General features: G+C 67.6%; 12 protein-coding genes and 1 pseudogene. 9 read left to right on the top strand and 4 right to left on the bottom strand.

The features are described from left to right. Nucleotides 1-85 precede the first annotated feature (85 nt). Nucleotides 86-1,609 (bottom strand): winged helix-turn-helix domain-containing protein, encoded by a 1,524-nt coding sequence (locus tag HV701_RS05530; RefSeq protein WP_175132069.1) that lies wholly within the window; start codon nucleotides 1,607-1,609, stop codon nucleotides 86-88. Between the two features lie 443 nt (nucleotides 1,610-2,052). On the opposite strand from HV701_RS05530, the gene HV701_RS05525 reads away from it, so the two are divergent. Continuing rightward, nucleotides 2,053-4,281 carry an NADP-dependent isocitrate dehydrogenase gene (locus HV701_RS05525; RefSeq protein WP_175132068.1) on the top strand — a complete coding sequence of 743 codons (2,229 nt, stop codon included), beginning with the start codon at nucleotides 2,053-2,055 and terminating at the stop codon, nucleotides 4,279-4,281. 142 nt (nucleotides 4,282-4,423) lie between these two features. On the opposite strand, the gene HV701_RS05520 is transcribed toward HV701_RS05525, so the two are convergent. The 3 genes from HV701_RS05520 to HV701_RS05510 form a co-directional block, all read right to left on the bottom strand. Beyond that, on the bottom strand, nucleotides 4,424-5,065 hold the full coding sequence (locus HV701_RS05520; protein WP_175132067.1) for a VTT domain-containing protein: 642 nt from the start codon (nucleotides 5,063-5,065) through the stop codon (nucleotides 4,424-4,426). A gap of 115 nt (nucleotides 5,066-5,180) precedes the next feature. Further along, nucleotides 5,181-5,981, bottom strand: a complete 801-nt coding sequence (locus HV701_RS05515) for an ABC transporter permease (protein WP_175132066.1) — start codon at nucleotides 5,979-5,981, stop codon at nucleotides 5,181-5,183. Continuing rightward, nucleotides 5,972-6,586, bottom strand: a complete 615-nt coding sequence (locus tag HV701_RS05510; protein WP_236756629.1) for an ABC transporter ATP-binding protein — start codon at nucleotides 6,584-6,586, stop codon at nucleotides 5,972-5,974. Before HV701_RS05510 ends, HV701_RS05515 begins: the two co-directional genes overlap by 10 nt. Before the next feature lie 346 nt (nucleotides 6,587-6,932). On the opposite strand from HV701_RS05510, the pseudogene HV701_RS05505 reads away from it, so the two are divergent. The 8 genes and pseudogenes from HV701_RS05505 to fauA all read left to right on the top strand — a co-directional run bounded on the left by HV701_RS05505 (nucleotide 6,933) and on the right by fauA (nucleotide 17,554). Continuing rightward, nucleotides 6,933-8,328, top strand: a pseudogene (locus HV701_RS05505) (lysine N(6)-hydroxylase/L-ornithine N(5)-oxygenase family protein). A 16-nt stretch (nucleotides 8,329-8,344) separates the two neighbouring features. Further along, nucleotides 8,345-8,950 (top strand): GNAT family N-acetyltransferase, encoded by a 606-nt coding sequence (locus HV701_RS05500; protein ID WP_175132064.1) that lies wholly within the window; start codon nucleotides 8,345-8,347, stop codon nucleotides 8,948-8,950. Continuing rightward, the gene (locus HV701_RS05495; protein ID WP_420867808.1) at nucleotides 8,947-10,800 is read left to right on the top strand and encodes an IucA/IucC family protein; all 1,854 of its coding nucleotides are present in this window, start codon (nucleotides 8,947-8,949) and stop codon (nucleotides 10,798-10,800) included. Before HV701_RS05500 ends, HV701_RS05495 begins: the two co-directional genes overlap by 4 nt. Further along, a complete protein-coding gene (locus tag HV701_RS05490) occupies nucleotides 10,797-11,546 on the top strand; it encodes a siderophore ferric iron reductase (RefSeq protein WP_175132063.1) in 750 nt (249 codons plus the stop codon). Before HV701_RS05495 ends, HV701_RS05490 begins: the two co-directional genes overlap by 4 nt. 39 nt (nucleotides 11,547-11,585) lie before the next feature. Further along, nucleotides 11,586-12,752, top strand: coding sequence for an aromatic ring-hydroxylating oxygenase subunit alpha (locus HV701_RS05485; RefSeq protein ID WP_175132062.1), 1,167 nt, complete (start codon nucleotides 11,586-11,588; stop codon nucleotides 12,750-12,752). 207 nt (nucleotides 12,753-12,959) lie between these two features. Beyond that, the gene (locus HV701_RS05480) at nucleotides 12,960-13,874 is read left to right on the top strand and encodes a helix-turn-helix transcriptional regulator (RefSeq protein WP_236757063.1); all 915 of its coding nucleotides are present in this window, start codon (nucleotides 12,960-12,962) and stop codon (nucleotides 13,872-13,874) included. A 131-nt stretch (nucleotides 13,875-14,005) separates the two neighbouring features. Next, a complete protein-coding gene (locus HV701_RS05475; protein WP_276512706.1) occupies nucleotides 14,006-15,235 on the top strand; it encodes a multidrug effflux MFS transporter in 1,230 nt (409 codons plus the stop codon). Between the two features lie 114 nt (nucleotides 15,236-15,349). After that, nucleotides 15,350-17,554, top strand: a complete 2,205-nt coding sequence (gene fauA, locus HV701_RS05470) for a TonB-dependent alcaligin siderophore receptor FauA (RefSeq protein WP_420867810.1) — start codon at nucleotides 15,350-15,352, stop codon at nucleotides 17,552-17,554. Nucleotides 17,555-17,591: the final 37 nt, after the last annotated feature.

Genomic DNA, 17,591 nt, shown 5'->3' with positions numbered 1-17,591 from the left:
GAAATGCGGACGGCGCGGAAAATCATGGAGCGTAGCTTCCCGCATGTGCCGCCGTTTGTCAAATGGCGTGGCCGGGCACGCGAACCTACAGGTAGGCCCGCACCCGCGCCGGCAGCTCATCCAGCGGCCGGTGCCGCGCCAGCTGCGCCAGCACGCCGCGGAACATGCTCTTCCTGCTGGCCGCGTCCGGCACCCGCCGCACGAACAGGTATTCGAAGTGCGCCAGCAGCCGCCGCAGCAGGTCCGCATCCAGCGCCAGCAGGATCTGCCTTAGATCGTCGGGCAATGGCTCGTCGGGCGAGGCCAGGAACACCCCCATCTGCGTGCGCGTCAGCGGCCTGGCGCGGTACAGGGCCTCGGTGGCGGCCTGGCAGGCCTGGCGGTCGTCCAATGCCAGCAGCGTGGTGCACTTGAGCACCATCAGGAACACCTGGAATTCCGAGCCCGGTTCGGCCAGCTCGATGGCATGGTCGAAGTGCTCGATGGCCTCGCGCAGGCGGCCCCGGTTCAGCCGCAACTGGCCCAGCACCGCGAAGGCCGAAGCAAACGCGGTGCCGCGGGCGAACGCCTCCTCGGCCAGCGCTTCGGCCAGTTCCAGATGACCACGGCCGACAAAGCACAGCAGCTTGGCCGCCGCCAGCGCCAGCATCGGATCGTCGCGCACATGCGGCAGCGCCTCGAACACCAGCGCCTCGATCTGCGGCTCCAGCGCGGCCGGGTCGCTGGACAGGTCCAACACCAGCCGGGCGTACAGGTGCGACGCCCACATCAAGGCGGTCTGGGGATCGTTCGGGTGCTCGGCCCGCAGCTTTTCCAGTTCGGCCTCGGAGTCCAGCCAGTTCTGCGGGCTGCGCGAGAGCAGCAACGCGGCGCGGTGCAGGCGCAGTTCGATGGGTTCGTCGGTGGGCCCGGCATCGCCACGGACGCGGGCCAGGCTGCGCCAGATCTCGCTCTTGATGGAGGCGGCGAAGGCGGTCGCGGCGCTGCGGCCGACCTGGGCCGCGTCGGCCGGCGCGATGGTCCAGCGTTCGGCCCGCAGTGCGCGGCCGCTGGCGGCCTCGCGCAAGACCACCGCGCAATGCACGCCGGTGTCGTCCTGGCGCAGGCCGACCTCGACGCGGAATGGCGCATTGGCCGCGCCGGCGGCGGCCAGGGACAGCAGGCTGACGCCGCGTTCGCTCGGCAGGCGGGCTCGCAGGGCGTCCGCCAGGTCCACCAGGAAAGCCTTGACCCGCGGCTCGCCGCGCAAGGCTTCGGGACCGGCAGCAGGCCCGACAGCGACGTAGACATCGCCATCGGGCTCCGGTTCGGGCGCGGCGATCCAGCTGTAGCCTTGGCCGTAGCTGGTGGCGATGAAGCGAGGCGCGCGGGCCGAATCGCCCAGCTTGCCGCGCAGGCGGTTGATCAGCAGGTCAACGCTGCGCTCGAGCGTGTCGGCCTGGCCGCGCTGGGTCACATCCAGCAGGCGCTGGCGTGGCAGGATCTGGCCCACGTGCCCGGTCAGCAAGGCCAGCGCCGCGCTCTCGACCGGCGTGAAGTGGATCGTCTGGCCATCGATACGGCTGGCGTAGCGGAATTTCGGGTCAAACAACAGATTGCCAAACCGCATTGTGTCTCCCCGCGACGGGGCTGTGCAACGTGCATCGTCATCCTGCGCCCCGTTCATTTTTCCTGCCCGCGATGCGGCGCGCGCAGATGGCGATTTAGCCACAACTTGCCACTCGAAGCCAGCAGGATATGGGCATTTGGCGCCATTCTTGAGGGCAAAATCCGATTTTTCGCGGCCGCTGAACACCCGCTGGACCATTGGCGCCCATTTCCGCGCACACCGGGCGGGGCGCAGTATTACAATGTTCGATTCGTGGCAGTCGTACCTTCCAGGCGGTCGGGCAATTGGACCAGCACATAAAGGACGGGCGTCGCCATGTTGAGCCGATCGGGGCCTGCCCGGGTCAGCCCAAACGAACCCACTCTCGACAACATCTACCGGCTGACGCCGCATAGCATGTTCGGGTTTGCGCCTAGCGCCACCGCCGAACAGATTCAAGGATCATGTCCCTTACTCCGAAGATTATCTACACCCTCACCGACGAAGCTCCGGCGCTTGCAACCCGTTCCCTGCTGCCGATCGTCCAGACCTTCGCGAAGTCCGCTGGCATTACGGTCGAAACCCGCGACATCTCCCTGGCGGGCCGCATCATCGCCCTGTTCCCCGATTACCTCGACGACAGCCAGAAGCTGGGCGATGCCCTGTCCGAGCTGGGCGCCCTGGCGGTCCAGCCTGAAGCCAACATCATCAAGCTGCCCAACATCAGCGCCTCGATGCCGCAGCTCAAGGCCGCCATCAAGGAACTGCAGGACCAGGGCTACAAACTGCCCGACTACCCGGACGCCCCGGCCAACGACACCGAACGCGACGTCAAGGCGCGCTACGACAAGGTCAAGGGCAGCGCCGTCAACCCCGTGCTGCGCGAAGGCAACTCCGACCGCCGCGCGCCCCTGTCGGTCAAGAACTATGCCCGCAAGCACCCGCACAAGATGGGCGCCTGGACGGCTGATTCCAAGTCCCACGTGGCGCACATGGACAGCGGCGACTTCTACGGCACCGAAAAATCGGCCCTGATCGCCGAAGCCGGCGACGTCAAGATCGAACTGACCGCCGCCGACGGCACCAAGACCGTCCTGAAGGAAAAGACCCCGGTCAAGGCCGGCGAGATCATCGACGCCGCCGTGCTGTCGACCGCCAAGCTCAAGACCTTCCTGCAGGCCCAGATCGACGACGCCCGCGCCCAGGGCGTGCTGTTCTCGGTGCACCTGAAGGCCACCATGATGAAGGTCTCCGACCCGGTCATCTTCGGCCACGTGGTGTCGGTGTTCTACCAGGACGTGCTGGCCAAGCACGCCGCCGCGCTCAAGCAGGCCGGCTTCGATCCCAACAACGGCATCGGCGACCTGTACGCCAAGATCCAATCACTGCCCGCCGACCAGCAGGCCGCGATCACCGCCGACATCGACGCCGCCTACAAGACGCTGCCGCAACTGGCCATGGTGAACTCCGACAAGGGCATCACCAACCTGCACGTGCCCAGCGACGTCATCGTCGACGCCTCCATGCCCGCCATGATCCGCGACTCGGGCAAGATGTGGAACGCCGAAGGCAAGCTGCAGGACGCCAAGGCCGTCATCCCCGACCGCTGCTACGCCGGCGTCTACCAGGCCGTCATCGACGACTGCAAGCAGCACGGCGCCTTCAATCCGGTCACGATGGGCAGCGTGCCCAACGTCGGCCTGATGGCCCAGGCCGCCGAGGAATACGGTTCGCACAACAAGACCTTCGTGGTTCCCGCCACCGGCACCGTGCGCGTCACCGACGCCGCCGGCAAGGTGCTGCTGGAACAGGCCGTCGAGGCCGGCGACCTCTGGCGCATGTGCCAGACCAAGGACGCCGCCATCCAGGATTGGGTCAAGCTGGCCGTCACCCGCGCCCGCGTCAGCCAGACGCCGGCCGTGTTCTGGCTGGACGAAAAGCGCGCCCACGACGCCCAGGTCATCGCCAAGGTCAAGCAGTATCTGAACGACCACGACACCAGCGGCCTGGATCTGCGCATCCTGGCCCCGGTCGAGGCCACCAAGTTCTCGCTCAAGCGCATCCGCGAAGGCCTGGACACCATTTCCGTCACCGGCAACGTGCTGCGCGACTACCTGACCGACCTGTTCCCCATCATGGAACTGGGCACCAGCGCCAAGATGCTGTCGATCGTGCCGCTGGTCGCCGGCGGCGGCCTGTTCGAGACCGGCGCCGGCGGTTCGGCGCCCAAGCACGTGCAGCAGTTCCTGGAAGAAGGCTTCCTGCGCTGGGATTCGCTGGGCGAATTCATGGCCCTGGCCGCTTCGCTGGATCACCTGGGCCGCGCCTACGACAACGCCCGCGCCCTGGTGCTGGGCAAGACGCTGGATCTGGCCACCGCCAAGTTCCTGGACGAGAACAAGTCGCCCGACCGCAAGGTCGGCGGCCTGGACAACCGTGGCAGCCATTTCTACCTGGCGATGTACTGGGCCCAGGCCCTGGCCGACCAGACCGACGACCGCGCCCTGGCTGAGCTGTTCGCGCCGGCCGCGGCCGCGTTCGCCCAAGGCGAAGCCAAGATCCTGGAAGAGCTCAAGGCCGCCCAGGGCAAGCCGGTCGACATCGGCGGCTACTACCAGCCGAACGAAGACAAGGCCAGCCGCGCCATGCGTCCCAGCGCCACGCTGAACCAGGTGCTGGCCAACATCGGCTAAGCGCCACCGCGCCCCGGGGCCAGCCCGGCCCGGCCGCGTCGAAGCCGGCGGTTCCTCACGGAGCCGCCGGCTTTTTCATGTTCTGCTTGGCGCACATGGCCGTGGCGGCGGGCATCGAACCGCTGCCGCGCCGCGGCTTGCCCTAGGCTTGCGGAGCCCGCCGCGCCCGCCGCATCTGCAAACCTTGCAGCGCCACCGGGATCAGCGACAGCCCGATGATGACAACGGACACCCAGTGCAGGTTGGCGCGCACCCAGGCGATGGAGCCGAGCCAGTAGCCCGCCAGCAGCATCGAGCCGCACCAGGCGACGGCGCCGACCATGTTGTAGACCAAGAAGGTGCGGCGCGGCATCTGCGACAGCCCCGCCACGAACGGCGCCAGCGTGCGCACGATGGGCACAAAGCGCGCCACGGTGATGGTCATGGCGCCATAGCGGGCGAAATAGGCACGCGCCCGTTCCAGATGCTCGGGCCTGACCCAGCGGCTATGCGCCAGCCGCTGGCCCCAGCGCGAGGCGGCGATGGCATAGTTGAGCGCGTCGCCCGCGATGGCGGCGGCCGTGATGGCCGCCAGCGACACCAGCGGATCGATGCCCGCCAGGCCCAGGAACGCGCCGGCGGCGAACAGCAGCGAATCGCCCGGCAGGAACGGCATCACCACCAGGCCGGTCTCGACAAACACGATGGCGGCGATGATGCAGGTGCCCAGCACCCAGTTCTGCGCCAGCAACGCCATCAGGCCCTGCTCGCTGGTCAGCCACGCAAACATCCCGGTAATGCTCATACTGTGCCCGCCCTTCGTTGACGGCCGGCGGCCCCGGCCTCGTTATGGATGAAGGGTCGCAGTATGCGCGGGGCCGCGTCGATATTTCATCAAATCCGGCCGCGGCGGGCGCCGCTCAACGGCCCGGCATCAGCCGATCCAGCCGCAGCCGCCCGCGCTCGTCAGTCAGCCGCCGCATGGCGCCGTAAGCCGCGCCCATGGCCGCCATGCCGCTGGCGCCGCACAACAGGAACATCAGCAGGATCTGGTATTTGGCCGCGTCGATCGGGTCCATGCCCGCAATAATCTGGCCGGTCATGATGCCGGGCAGCGTGATGATGCCGGCCGCCGACATCTGGTTGATGCTCGGCACGATGCCGCGCCGCACCGATTCGCGCAGCAGCGCCGCGAAAGCCTGGTGCGCGGTCGCGCCCAGCGACAGACGCGCCTCGATCGCCAGCCGGTCGCGGCGCACGCCGGACAGCACGCCGTCCAGCGCCAGGCTGGCGGCGTTCAGCACGCTACCCAGCACGATGCCGACCAGGGCGATGGTATAGCGCGGGTCATACCAGGGTTCGGGCCGCAGCGCCGTGCTGAGGATGAACAGCGCCGTCACCAAGGTGGTGGCCGCCACCGCCAGCGTACCGACGTGGCCGTTGCCATGGCGGACCAGGCGCGCCTTGGGCCGGGCCGCGACCTCGCGCGCCGCCAGCGCCATCATTACCGTCACCACCAGCGCGGTCAGCCATGGCGCCGCATGCGCGAACACGAGGCGCAGGATGTGGCCCACCAGCAGCAGCTGCACCACGGTGCGCAATGCCGCCCACAGCACCTGGCGCTGCAGGTTCAGCCGCAGCGCGAACGAGATGCCGGCCGACAGCAGCACCAGCAAGGAGGCGATGACCAGGTCCAGCGCCTGCAGCTTGATCACGTCCATTGCGGCTCCAGGCGGCCTTGCTCCATGCGCCAGCCGCGCCGCGCCATGCGCCGCGCCTGTTCAGGGTTGTGCGTGACCATCAGAATGGCCGTGCCGCCGTCGAGATAGCGGCGCAGCTCGGCCTCGACGCGAGCGGTGGCTTCGGGGTCGAGCGCCGCGGTCGGCTCGTCCAGCAGCAAGGCCCGCGGCGCCAGCGCCAGGGCCCGCGCCAGGGCGGCGCGCTGGCGTTCGCCGGTGGACAGCTCCTGCACCAGGGCATCCATTTTTTCCGGCGCCACGCCCAGGCGCTGCAACAGCGCGGCGGCCAGGGACCGGTCGGTGAAATGCGGCGCGACGTGATCGTCCCACCAGCCGGCCTCGGCCTGGCAATAGATCACCTGGCGACGCCATTGCCAACCGCGCATGCCGGCGCGCGGCGCACCATCCAGTTCGACTTCGCCATGACCTGGATCGAGGTCGGCGACCTGGCGCAACAGCAACGACTTGCCCGACCCGGAGGGGCCGGTGATGGCGGCGCACTCGCCCGCCGCGAGATCGAGGCTGACGGGCGCCAGGCGGTCGCTGTAGACGCCGCGCAGCCTGAGCACGGGAGGTTTCGGTGACATGGCGGCAAGCATAACCCGCGCGCCTGCCATGGACATGCGTGGCGGCCATGTCCCTATGCGCTTCGCCACCCTGCATATGAGCGCCGCCTGGGAGGACGCGGCGACGCTTCGCGCCCAAAAAGCATTTGCTAGAGTTCCATTATTGCAAATGAAAATCATACCCATACAGATGTTCGATTCATGCAATACCGGCGCTGGGAATCCTTTGTCATTGCGGTCGACCGGCAGGCAGGCGCGCCAGTCGCGTCCCGCTCCGCCTGATTAGGCGCCACGGCCCGACCTGTTCCGCGGTGCCCGTTCCCGGCGCCGCCTGTGCAACGCAGACTCAGCAAAAGGCGTCACCCTCATGAACCGTGAAATCCATGACTTCGTCGCGATCGGCCTCGGCCCTTTCAACCTCAGCCTGGCCTGCCTGACGGCGCCGCTGCCCGGCGTACGCGCCCTCTTCCTCGACAGGAAGCCCGGCTTCGACTGGCATCCCGGCATGCTGATCGAGGCGTCCACGCTGCAGAATCCGTTTCTGGCGGATCTGGTCAGCCTGGCCGACCCCCGCAGCGAATACAGCTATCTGAACTACTGCAAGCAGACCGGCCGCATCTATTCGTACTACATGCGCGAGAACCACTATCTCACGCGCGCCGAGTACAACCGCTATTGCAAATGGGTGGCCGCGCGCCTGCCCAACCTGCGCTTCAACAGCGACGTGCAGAGCGTGCTGCACGACCCCGAGACCGATACCTACCTGGTCACCGGCCAGCACAGCGTCAATGGCGAGCGCTTCATGGTCCGCTGCCGCAAGCTGGTGCTGGGCCTGGGCTCGCAGCCGGCGTTGCCAGCCTGCTGCGACCGGCACGAGGCGCCCTACATCCACAGCGCCGACTACCTGCGGCACAAGCAACAACTGCAACGGCAGGCGTCGATTACCCTCATCGGCAGCGGCCAGAGCGCGGCCGAGGTCTTCCATGACCTGCTGCGCGACAGCGACGAGCACGACTACAGCCTGGCCTGGATCACGCGCTCGCCGCGCTTTTTCCAGATGGAGAACACCAAGCTCACACTGGAACTGATCTCGCCGGACTACACCGACTATTTCTACGACCTGCCCGAAGCCCGCCGCCGCCAGATCCTGGCCGAGCAGAGCAGCCTGTACAAGGGCATCAATGCCTCGCTCATCAACCAGATCTACGACTTGCTGGACGAGAAGATCCACAACGGCGACCGCCGCTACACGCTGCTGACCAACGCCGAGCTGCGCGCCAGCCGCTACGACCGCCAGGCCGCCCGCTACCACCTGGAGTTCCGTCACGTCGACACCGGCCAGCCGTTCACGCACACGGCCGACGGGCTGGTGCTGGCCACCGGCTACGCCCGCAGCATTCCCGCGTGCGTCAACCCGATCCATGACCGCATCGCCTGGGCCGAGGACGGCGCCTACCGGATCGCCCGCAACTACAGCATCGACCGGCGGCAACGAGATCTTCGTGCAGAACAGCGGCCTGCTCAGCCACGGCGTCACCAACCCCGACCTGGGCTTTTGCTGCTACCGCAATTCGCAGATCCTGCGCGAGCTGACCGGCCACGAGCATTACGCCATCGAGCCGCGCACCGCGCTGCAGGACTTCCGTCCGCCGGCCAACGGCGTGCTGGCGCATCGCCCGGCGCAAGCCGCCACGGCATGCCGTGGCGGTGTCGCCTCGGAACTGCTGCCCCGGCTGGACGGCCATCGCGCCGCCACGGTCTGACCCCGGAGAGCCCGCCATGATCACCATGACCGCCACCTTCCTGGGCGAGATTGACCGCCAGGCGCGCAGCCATTACGACGAAGGCGCGGGCCTGGCGCTGCGCCCGCTCGATCCGGCCAGCGATGCCGCCCTGCTGCGCCAGTGGTTCGCGATGGACTACGCCCGCTTCTGGTCGATGCAGACCTTCACCGAAGCGCAAGTGCGCGACTTCTACGAGGCCCTGATCGACAGCGGCCACGCCGGCGCCTGGCTCGGCAGCCACGACGGCCGCCCGGCCTTCCTGGTGGAATGCTACGACCCGGCCCACGACCAGGTCGGCGAGCACTACCCGGTGCAGCCCGGCGACCTGGGCATGCATATCTTCATCGGCCCGCCGCGGGTCCGCATCCCGAATTTCAGCCGCCACGTGCTGGCCTTCGTCATGCGCTTCATGTTCGACCGCCTGCAGGCCCGGCGCGTGGTGGTGGAACCCGACAGCAACAACAGCAAGATCCATGCGCTCAACCTGGCCATGGGTTTTGTCTACGCCGGCCAGGCGCGTTTTCGCGAGAAGACCGCCAGCATCGCCTTTTGCACCCGGCAGCAATTCGAACAGGCCCAACCCCAGGAGTCATCCGTATGAGCACCCACCCCCATCCCGCCCGGATCGCCAGCCACCTCGCCCCCGAGGTCTGGGACAAAGTGAACCGCCTGCTGGTGAAGAAGGCCATCTCGGAATATGCCCACGAATGGTTGCTCGAACCCGAACGGCTCGGCCCCGCCGAGGCGTCCGGGTTTGACCGCTACCGCCTGGTGCTGGCCGACGGCCACGCCGAATACCAGTTCGATGCGCAGTTGATGGCCATGCGCCACTGGCGCATCCCGCCCGAATCCATCAGCAAGACCATGGCCGGCACGCCCGCGCCGCTGGACGCGCTGCAGTTCGTCATCGAGATCCGCGACAAGCTCGGCATGCCCGAGGACCGCCTGCCGATCTACCTGGACGAAATCACCAGCACGCTGCACGGCAGCGCCTACAAGCACACCCGCGCCGCGCCGACTGCCGCCGAGCTGGCGCTGGCCGACTACCAGGCCATCGAAACCGCGATGATCGAAGGCCATCCCAGCTTCGTCGCCAACAATGGCCGGCTGGGCTTTGACGCCGAGGACTACCACGTCTATGCGCCCGAATGCGCCAGCCCGATCCGCGTGATGTGGCTGGCGGTGCACAAGGACAACGCCCATTTTGCCTGCCTGTCCAGCATGGACTACGACAGCCTGCTGCGCGACGAACTGGGCGCCGACACCGTCGAGCGCCACGCCCGGACCCTGCGCGACCAGGGACTGGATCCGGCCGATTATTACTTCATGCCCTCGCATCCGTGGCAGTGGTTCAACAAGCTGTCGCTGGCGTTCGCGCCCTATGTGGCCACGCGCAAGATCGTGTGCCTGGGCTATGGCGATGACGAGTACCTGGCGCAGCAGTCGATCCGCACCTTCTACAACATCAGCCAGCCCGGCAAGCACTATGTGAAGACCTCGCTGTCGATCCTGAACATGGGCTTCATGCGCGGCCTGTCGCCGTACTACATGTCCGGCACGCCGGCCATCAACGAATACCTGCACGGGCTGATCTCGGCCGACCCGTGGCTGCGCCAGAACGGCTTCACCATCCTGCGCGAAGCGGCCTCGCTGGGATTCCGCAACTACTACTACGAAGCGGCGATCTCGGTCGACACCCCCTACAAGAAGATGTTCTCGGCGCTGTGGCGCGAAAACCCGACCGCGCTGATCGGCGCCAACCAGCGCCTGATGACCATGGCGGCGCTGCTGCACGTTGATCCGCAGGGCCGCGCGCTGCTGCCGGAACTGATCCGCGCCTCGGGGCTGGACGCGGCCGCGTGGCTCGAACGCTACGTCGACGCCTACCTCACGCCGCTGGTGCACTGCTTCTACGCCCACGACCTGGTGTTCATGCCGCACGGCGAGAACGTCATCCTGGTGGTCGAGGATCACGTGCCGGTGCGCGCCTTCATGAAGGACATCGCCGAAGAATCGTCGATCCTCAACCCCAACGCCGTGCTGCCCGAGAATGCCCGCCGCCTGGCCGCCGACGTGCCCGAGGAGTACAAGCTGCTGACCATCTTCGTCGATGTGTTCGAAGGCTACTTCCGCCACCTGGCGCAAGTGCTGGTCGATAACGACGTGATGCGGGAGGATGCCTTCTGGCAACTGGTGGCCGGCCGCATCGATGCCTACCTGCGCGCCCACCCCGAGCGCCTGGAAAAGTACCGCCAGTACGACCTGTTCGCGCCCGAGATGATCCATTCGTGCCTGAACCGCCTGCAATTGGCCAACAACCTGCAGATGGTCAACCTGGCCGATCCCATCGGCAGCTTCCAGATGGCGCCCAATCTGGTCAACCCCATCGCCCGCTACCGCCCGGAGTGGCTGGGCCAGGGCCAGGCCGACACTGCGCGGGCGCTTGCGTGAATCGGGACCTGGACGATCTGCTGGACCTGACCGGCCGCCTGGTGCCGGGGCTGTCGGGCCAGGTCGCGACGCCGGCCGGCCCGGGCGTCCGCCCGGGCGCCGACAACGCTCAGAGCATCGCGCGGCTGCGCGATCTCTGGGGCCAGCGCTATCCGGAAGCCGGGCCGCATTACCTGGCTTTGCGCTGCTGGGGCCTGCTGATCTGGCAGCCGGTCTACCTGAGCGTGATCGCCGTGCATCGCAGCCCGATCCTGCCCGACCTGTCGCGCATGCACCAGCCGGTGCCGGATGACGGCTTCATCATCGGCTACACGCTGGAGCGCCATGACCCCCTGCGCGCCTGCCTGGGCCGGCGCATGCAGGCCGCCGCCGCGCAACTGCGCAATGTCTGCGCCACCTTCTACCGCGAGCTGACCCAGGTGCTGCGGGTCAGCCCGCGCGCCGCCGAGAGCATGCAGGCCGACTGCGTGCTGTATGCCTTGCTGGCGGCGCGCCGCGATGACGGCGCCGCCGCCAACGACTGGGCTCAGCGGCAGGCCGTCGAATGGATGGCGCTGCTCGGCCTGCGCGGGCGCAGCGGCTACCTGACCTGGCAGCGCGCCGACCAGCCGGCCATCGCGGTGGACCGGCAGGTCTGCTGCCACTACTTCCGCAGGCGCGACGGCGATTACTGCAGCACCTGCCCCAAATTGGATCTTGCCGAACGCATGGCCCGGATCGACGCCGAGCACGCCGTGACCGCCTGAGGGCGGCCGGGCCTTGCGGGATGGCACAAGGAGTCGGAAATGACGGACATTGGCCGCCTTGAGCATGTGCGCGAGGCCTTGAGCCCGCTGCACGTTCGGGCCTATTTCGACCAAGCCCTGTTCGCCCGCGAACAGGAACGGATATTCAAACAATCGGCCCTGTACGTGGGCCACGAGAAAGGCGTGCCCGAGCCGGGCGACTGGCGCCGCCTGCCGCACGAGGACGGCGGCCGTGTGCTGGTGCGCAACGCCCATGGCGTCGAGTTGGTCTCGAACGTGTGCCGCCACCGGCAGGCGCTGATCCTGGGCGGCGAGACCGGCGCGGTCACCGGCCCCGGCAACCCCGCCGGCAATCTGTCCGCCAGCGGCGGCAACATCGTCTGCCCCTTGCACCGCTGGACCTACGACAACCGCGGCCAGATCCTGGGCGCGCCGCAGTTTCCCAGCACGCCGTGCCTGAACCTGCCACGCTTCCCGCTGCACAACTGCCATGGCCTGCTGTTCGAAGGCCCGCGCGACCCGCGCGCCGACCTGGGCCATTTGTTCGCGCGGCCGGAGTTCGACTTCTCCGACTACGTGCTCGACCACGTCGAGGTGCACCAGTGCAACTACAACTGGAAAACCTTCATCGAGGTCTACCTGGAGGACTATCACGTCGGCCCGTTCCATCCCGGACTGGGCCGCTTCGTCACCTGCGACGACCTGAGCTGGGAATTCGGCCGCCGGCACAGCCTGCAGCGCGTGGGCGTGCACGATTCACTGGAAAAGCCCGGCTCCGACGTCTACCGCGACTGGCACGACACGCTGATGCGCTATCGCGATGGCTCGGCGCCCGAATTCGGCGCGATCTGGGTAACCTACTTCCCCACTCATATGATCGAGCTCTACCCGCACGTGCTGGTGCTGTCCACGCTCTACCCCAAGAGCCCGCAGGAGACCATCAACATCGCCGAGTTCTACTACCCCGAGGAGATCGCCTTGTTCGAACGCGAGTTCGTCCAGGCGCAGCGCGCGGCCTACATGGAGACCGCGGTCGAAGACGACGAGATCGGCGAACGCATGGATGCCGGCCGGCTGGCGCTGCTGCGCCGCGGCACCTCCGAAAGCGGCCCGTACCAGTCGCCAATGGAAGACGGCATGCAGCATTTCCACGAGTGGTACCGCGACATCATGGGCGATGACCTGGGCGACTGCGCGGCGCCTTGAAATAACGGCGGCGCGGCGCGGGGACGGCGCCGCCAATAGGGTGCCGGAGTGATGAAAACAACCGCAACAATGCGAACATATGTTATTCTCATTCTCACATTGAGCGGCGCATGAACGGCCGCCGTAGGGGCTCATCCCGTAACGCGAGTGACGATCTTGAACCCAGTACCCTCCCCCGCCCAATTCACCGTCGCCGACTTCAACCGCATGGGCAGCCAGAGCGGTTTCCGCTACCGCCTGCCGCAGTTGAACGGCGCCCAGCGCAGCGACCCGGAAACCCTCTGCATCGCCGAAGGCCGGGTCGAGACCCACGCGATCCGACCTGGCCTGACACTGGTGCTGTCCGACGTGCGCGTGCACCAGCACTACGAAGCCACCTCCATGATGTCGCCGCGCTTTTCCGCCATCGTCATGTTGCAGGGCCATGCCCAGACCCGCATCGACCGCCACGACGACGTCAGGCTGGCCGCGCATAGCGGCGTCAGCGCGCTGTACGGCGACACCGTCGCCATGACCGGCATCCACGCGCCCGGCCAGCGCCTGCGCAGCGTCAACCTGTCGCTGTCCGATCCGGACGGCGCGGGCGACGACCAGACCAGCGAGATGATCTGGAAGGCGTTGCGTTCGCCGTCGCTGCGGTTGCGCCGCTGGCAGGCGCAGGGCCATTTGCTGCAGGCCATCGAACACCTGCTCGATTGCAGCTGGGACGGCCCGCTGCAGGCCATGTTGCGCGAGGGCGTGGGCCTGCAACTGCTGGCCCATGCGTTGGCGGCGCTGGCGCAGCGCACGCCGGCCGACACCACCGTTTCCGAACGCGACCGCCAGCTGTTGGAACGGGTGCGCGAACGCCTGTATCACGCGCCCGGCGAGGAACACACCCTGGACGAGCTGGCGCGGCTGGCCTGCATGAGCCCCAGCACGCTGCGCGCCAAGTTCCAGGCCGCCTACCAGCGCTCGGTCTTCAGCTGGCTGCGCGAGCGCCGCCTGGAGGTGGCGCGCGAGCAACTGGCCCAGGGCTGCAGCGTGCAGCAGGCGGCGCATTTCGTCGGCTACCGCCACGCCACCAACTTCGCCACGGCGTTCCGCGAACGCTACGGCATCGCGCCCAGCGAACTGAACTGAGCGCCCCGCCGTGCACGGCTTACGGCGGCGCCCATTGGTCTTGCGGCATTCTCCATTCCTGCAACCTGCCATCACAGGCGACCATGCGGCAGCGCCTCCCAGCCCGGGAGGCTCCCGCCATGGATGCCGTTGTGTCTCGCCGCGAACCCCTGCCTTCCTTTCCCGTCATGGTGCTGATGCTGGGCCTGCTGTCCTGTGTCGCTCCCGCCACCATCGACGCCTACCTGCCCGCATTCGGCGCGCTGGGCCGGGAATTCGCCGTGCCGCAAGAGACCGTGCAACTGACGTTGGGCGTCTACATGGCCTGCTATGCGTCGATGCTGCTGCTGCACGGCACGCTCTCGGACTCGCTGGGGCGCCGCCGCGTGGTGCTGACGGCGCTGGGGGTATACGTGTGCGGCACCCTGATGGCCGCCCTGGCGCCCAGCTTCGGCTGGCTGCTGGCCGGACGCGCGGTGCAGGGCCTGTCGGCCGGCGCCGGCATCGTGGTCGGCCAGGCCATCATCCGCGACTGCTACGACGGCGCCGTGGCGCGCCGCGCCATGTCCTACCTGATCCTGGTGTTCAACCTGTCGCCGGCGCTGGCGCCGATCGTGGGCGGCTACCTGGCCGCGCACCAAGGCTGGCGCGCGGTGTTCGTGCTGCTGACCGCGCTGGCCGGTGCCGCCTGGTTGCTGTGCGCGCGGCGCCTGCCCGACACGCTGCCGCCCGAACGGCGCCAGCCGCTGGCCTGGCGCACGCTGGGCGGCAACTATGCGCGCGTGCTGGGCACCCGCCGCTATGTCGCGCTGGGCGCGGCGTTCAGTCTGCTGTTCGCCGCCCAGGGATTCCTGATCGGGGCGGCGCCCGACTTCATCAGCAACGTGCTGGGCCTGCCGGAAACCGATTTCGCCTATCTGTTCGTGCCCCTGGTGGCTGGCGCCATGGCCGGCGCGCTGCTGGCGGCGCGCAAGGCCGGCCGCTGGTCGGACGGGCGCATCACGCTGCTGTCCTATCTGCTGATGGGCGGCAGCTGCCTGGCCTATGTGCTGTACATGGCCGCCGCCGACGCGCCGCGCCTGCCTTGGGCGGTACTGCTGCCGGGCCTGTTCACCTGCGGCCTGGCCATGGGTGTGCCCGCCATGACGCTGCGCATCCTGGGCCATGTGCCGGACCTGTCGGGCACCGCCGCGTCGGTGCTGGGCTTCATGCAGATGCTGACGTTCTCGGTGGCCAGCGGCTGGGGCGTGCCATGGGTCTACGGCCAACCATTGCGGCTGGCGGCGGCCATGCTGGCCTGCGTGGCGGCCAGCGCCATCGGCTGGGCGTGGCTGCATCGCCTTGCGGCGCCCGTGGCCAAGACCGAGGCGGGCCTGGGGTAGCCCGCCGGCATTCTCCATATGCATCGCATCGTCCGGCATACATCAGCACAACGGTAAAAATCAATAATTCTCTACCAAATCTTTCTGCTGGAGCTTGCCCTCATGCTGTCCGTCATGCCCTCGCCCGCCGCCCGTCCGCGCCGGGTGCGTCCCCTTGTCTACGCGATCCGGACGGCCCTGTTCTGCTCTGCCCTGACCCACCAGCACGCCAGCGCCCAGAGCGCCGCCGCCACCGATAACGGCGATGTGGCGCAGTTGCCCGCCGTCATTGTCAGCGGCGCGGGCATCCCCGGCACCACGGAGGGCACCCATTCCTATACCACCGACGCCATGAGCACGGCCACCGGCCTGACGCTGTCGCCGCGCGAGACGCCGCAATCGGTCAGCGTGGTGACGCGCCAGCAGATCGAGGACCAGGGCCTGCGCGATACCGGCGCGATCCTGGCCAGCGCGCCCGGCATTTCAGTCACGCGCAGCGACAGCAACCGCTTGTCGTTCTCGTCGCGTGGGTTCTCCATCGACAACTTCCAGTTCGACGGCCTGAACTCGCCCATCCTGGGTCAATGGAACTACGGCGCCACCGATATCGACGCGGCCATCTACGACCGGGTCGAGATCGTGCGCGGCGCCACCGGCCTGATGACCGGCTCGGGCAATCCGTCAGCGGCCGTGAACTTCATCCGCAAGAAGCCGCTGCGCGAATTCGCCTTGTCCGGCAGCGCCAGCGCCGGCAGTTGGGACCATGTCGGCGGCGACCTCGACCTGTCGGTGCCGGTCACCGAGAACGGACGCATCCGCTCGCGCTTCGTGGCGGCCTACAGCCAGGGCGACGACTACGTGACCTTCCTGGATTCGCGCAGACGCACCTTCTACGGCGTGGTCAGCGCCGACCTGACGCCGGACACCGTGCTGACCGCCAGCGTCGAGTATTCGCGCAACCAGAGCAACGGCTTCGGCAGCGGCTTCCCACTGTTCTACAGCGACGGTTCGCGTACCGACTTCAACCGTTCGGTGGCCAACAACACCCGCTGGGCCCGCATGGACACCGAGTCCACCACCACCTTCGTCGACCTGACGCACCGCTTCGCCAATGACTGGAAGGTGCGCGCCGCCTACAGCCACACCGATGGCGACTATCGCATGAAGCAGCTGTTTCGCGGCGGCTACCCCGACAAGGTCACCGGCACCGGCATGAGCAGCTCGTTCAACAACTATGATGGCGACCGCTCGCGCGACGACATCCACCTGACCGTGTCGGGTCCGTTCCAGCTGCTGGGCCGCAAGCACGAGCTGGCGCTGGGCTGGATGAGCGTGAACGACCACAGCAACATCGGCCAGTACGCGATGACGGGCGCCAAGCCGGCGATCGGCAGCTTCTTCGATTGGCGCCAGGACCACATCGCCGAACCCAACTGGTCGGGCAACAAGACGCCCGCCGACGACCTGCGTGTCAAACAGACCGGCGCCTACGCGGTCGGCCGTTTCTCGCTGGCCGACCCGTTGCATCTGATCATCGGCGGACGCTGGAGCAACTGGGAAACCAACCAGACTTACTTCGGCAGCAAGCGCGCCTACAAGATCAACGACCAGTTCACGCCCTACGCTGGCCTGTTGTACGACATCAACAGCACCTACACGGCCTACGCCAGCTACACGGAGATCTTCCAGCCGCAGAATGCGCGCTCGCCCAGCGGCTCGATCCTGCCGCCGATCGACGGCAAGAGCTATGAGATCGGCCTGAAGGCGGCCTACCTGGACGGCCTGCTGAACGCCTCGGCGGCGCTCTACCAGACCCGCCAGAACAACCTGGCCCAGGCCATTCCCGGCGAATCGGTTATCGGCATGCCCAGCACCCAGGCCTATCGCGCCGCCTCCGGCGCCAAGGTGGAAGGCTTCGAGCTGGAGACCAGCGGCCAACTCACGCCGGGCTGGAACATCGGCGCCAGCTACACCCACTTCACCGCCAAGGACGCCGACGGCAAGCCGATCAACACCAACCACCCGCGCAGCCTGTTCAAGGTCTACACCACCTACCGGCTGCCCGGCGACCTGCATCGCCTGACCGTGGGCGGCGGGGTCGACTGGCAGAGCCGCATGTACCAGTCCGCGTCCAGCCCGCGCGGCAACGTGGATGTCGAGCAAGGCAGCTACGCGCTGGTCAACCTGATGGCGCGCTTCGATTTCAGCAAGCAGGTGTCGGCCACCCTCAACCTGAACAACGTGTTCGATCGCAAGTACTACGACCAGATCGGCTTCTACAGCCAGGGCTGGTATGGCGCGCCCCGCAACGTCATGCTGACGCTGCGCGCGCAGTATTGAACCCACGGCACGTCTCGCAGAAAGGAGATTCCCGGCA

The organism is Achromobacter pulmonis (genome assembly GCF_902859765.1).
GTDB classification, from domain to species: Bacteria; Pseudomonadota; Gammaproteobacteria; order Burkholderiales; family Burkholderiaceae_B; genus Achromobacter; species Achromobacter pulmonis.
Note: the sequence above shows the minus strand (reverse complement) of the source record. Positions and strands in the feature narration are given on the sequence as shown.

Bases quoted from the DNA above. Each gene is read 5' to 3' on its own strand.
- HV701_RS05485 (WP_175132062.1), top strand. From the start codon at position 11,586: ATGACGGACATTGGCCGCCTTGAGCATGTGCGCGAGGCCTTGAGCCCG.
- fauA (WP_420867810.1), top strand. From the start codon at position 15,350: ATGCCCTCGCCCGCCGCCCGTCCGCGCCGGGTGCGTCCCCTTGTCTAC.
- HV701_RS05495 (WP_420867808.1), top strand. From the start codon at position 8,947: ATGAGCACCCACCCCCATCCCGCCCGGATCGCCAGCCACCTCGCCCCC.
- HV701_RS05525 (WP_175132068.1), top strand. From the start codon at position 2,053: ATGTCCCTTACTCCGAAGATTATCTACACCCTCACCGACGAAGCTCCG.
- HV701_RS05515 (WP_175132066.1), bottom strand. From the start codon at position 5,981: ATGGACGTGATCAAGCTGCAGGCGCTGGACCTGGTCATCGCCTCCTTG.
- HV701_RS05510 (WP_236756629.1), bottom strand. From the start codon at position 6,586: ATGTCACCGAAACCTCCCGTGCTCAGGCTGCGCGGCGTCTACAGCGAC.
- HV701_RS05500 (WP_175132064.1), top strand. From the start codon at position 8,345: ATGATCACCATGACCGCCACCTTCCTGGGCGAGATTGACCGCCAGGCG.
- HV701_RS05480 (WP_236757063.1), top strand. From the start codon at position 12,960: ATGGGCAGCCAGAGCGGTTTCCGCTACCGCCTGCCGCAGTTGAACGGC.
- HV701_RS05520 (WP_175132067.1), bottom strand. From the start codon at position 5,065: ATGAGCATTACCGGGATGTTTGCGTGGCTGACCAGCGAGCAGGGCCTG.
- HV701_RS05530 (WP_175132069.1), bottom strand. From the start codon at position 1,609: ATGCGGTTTGGCAATCTGTTGTTTGACCCGAAATTCCGCTACGCCAGC.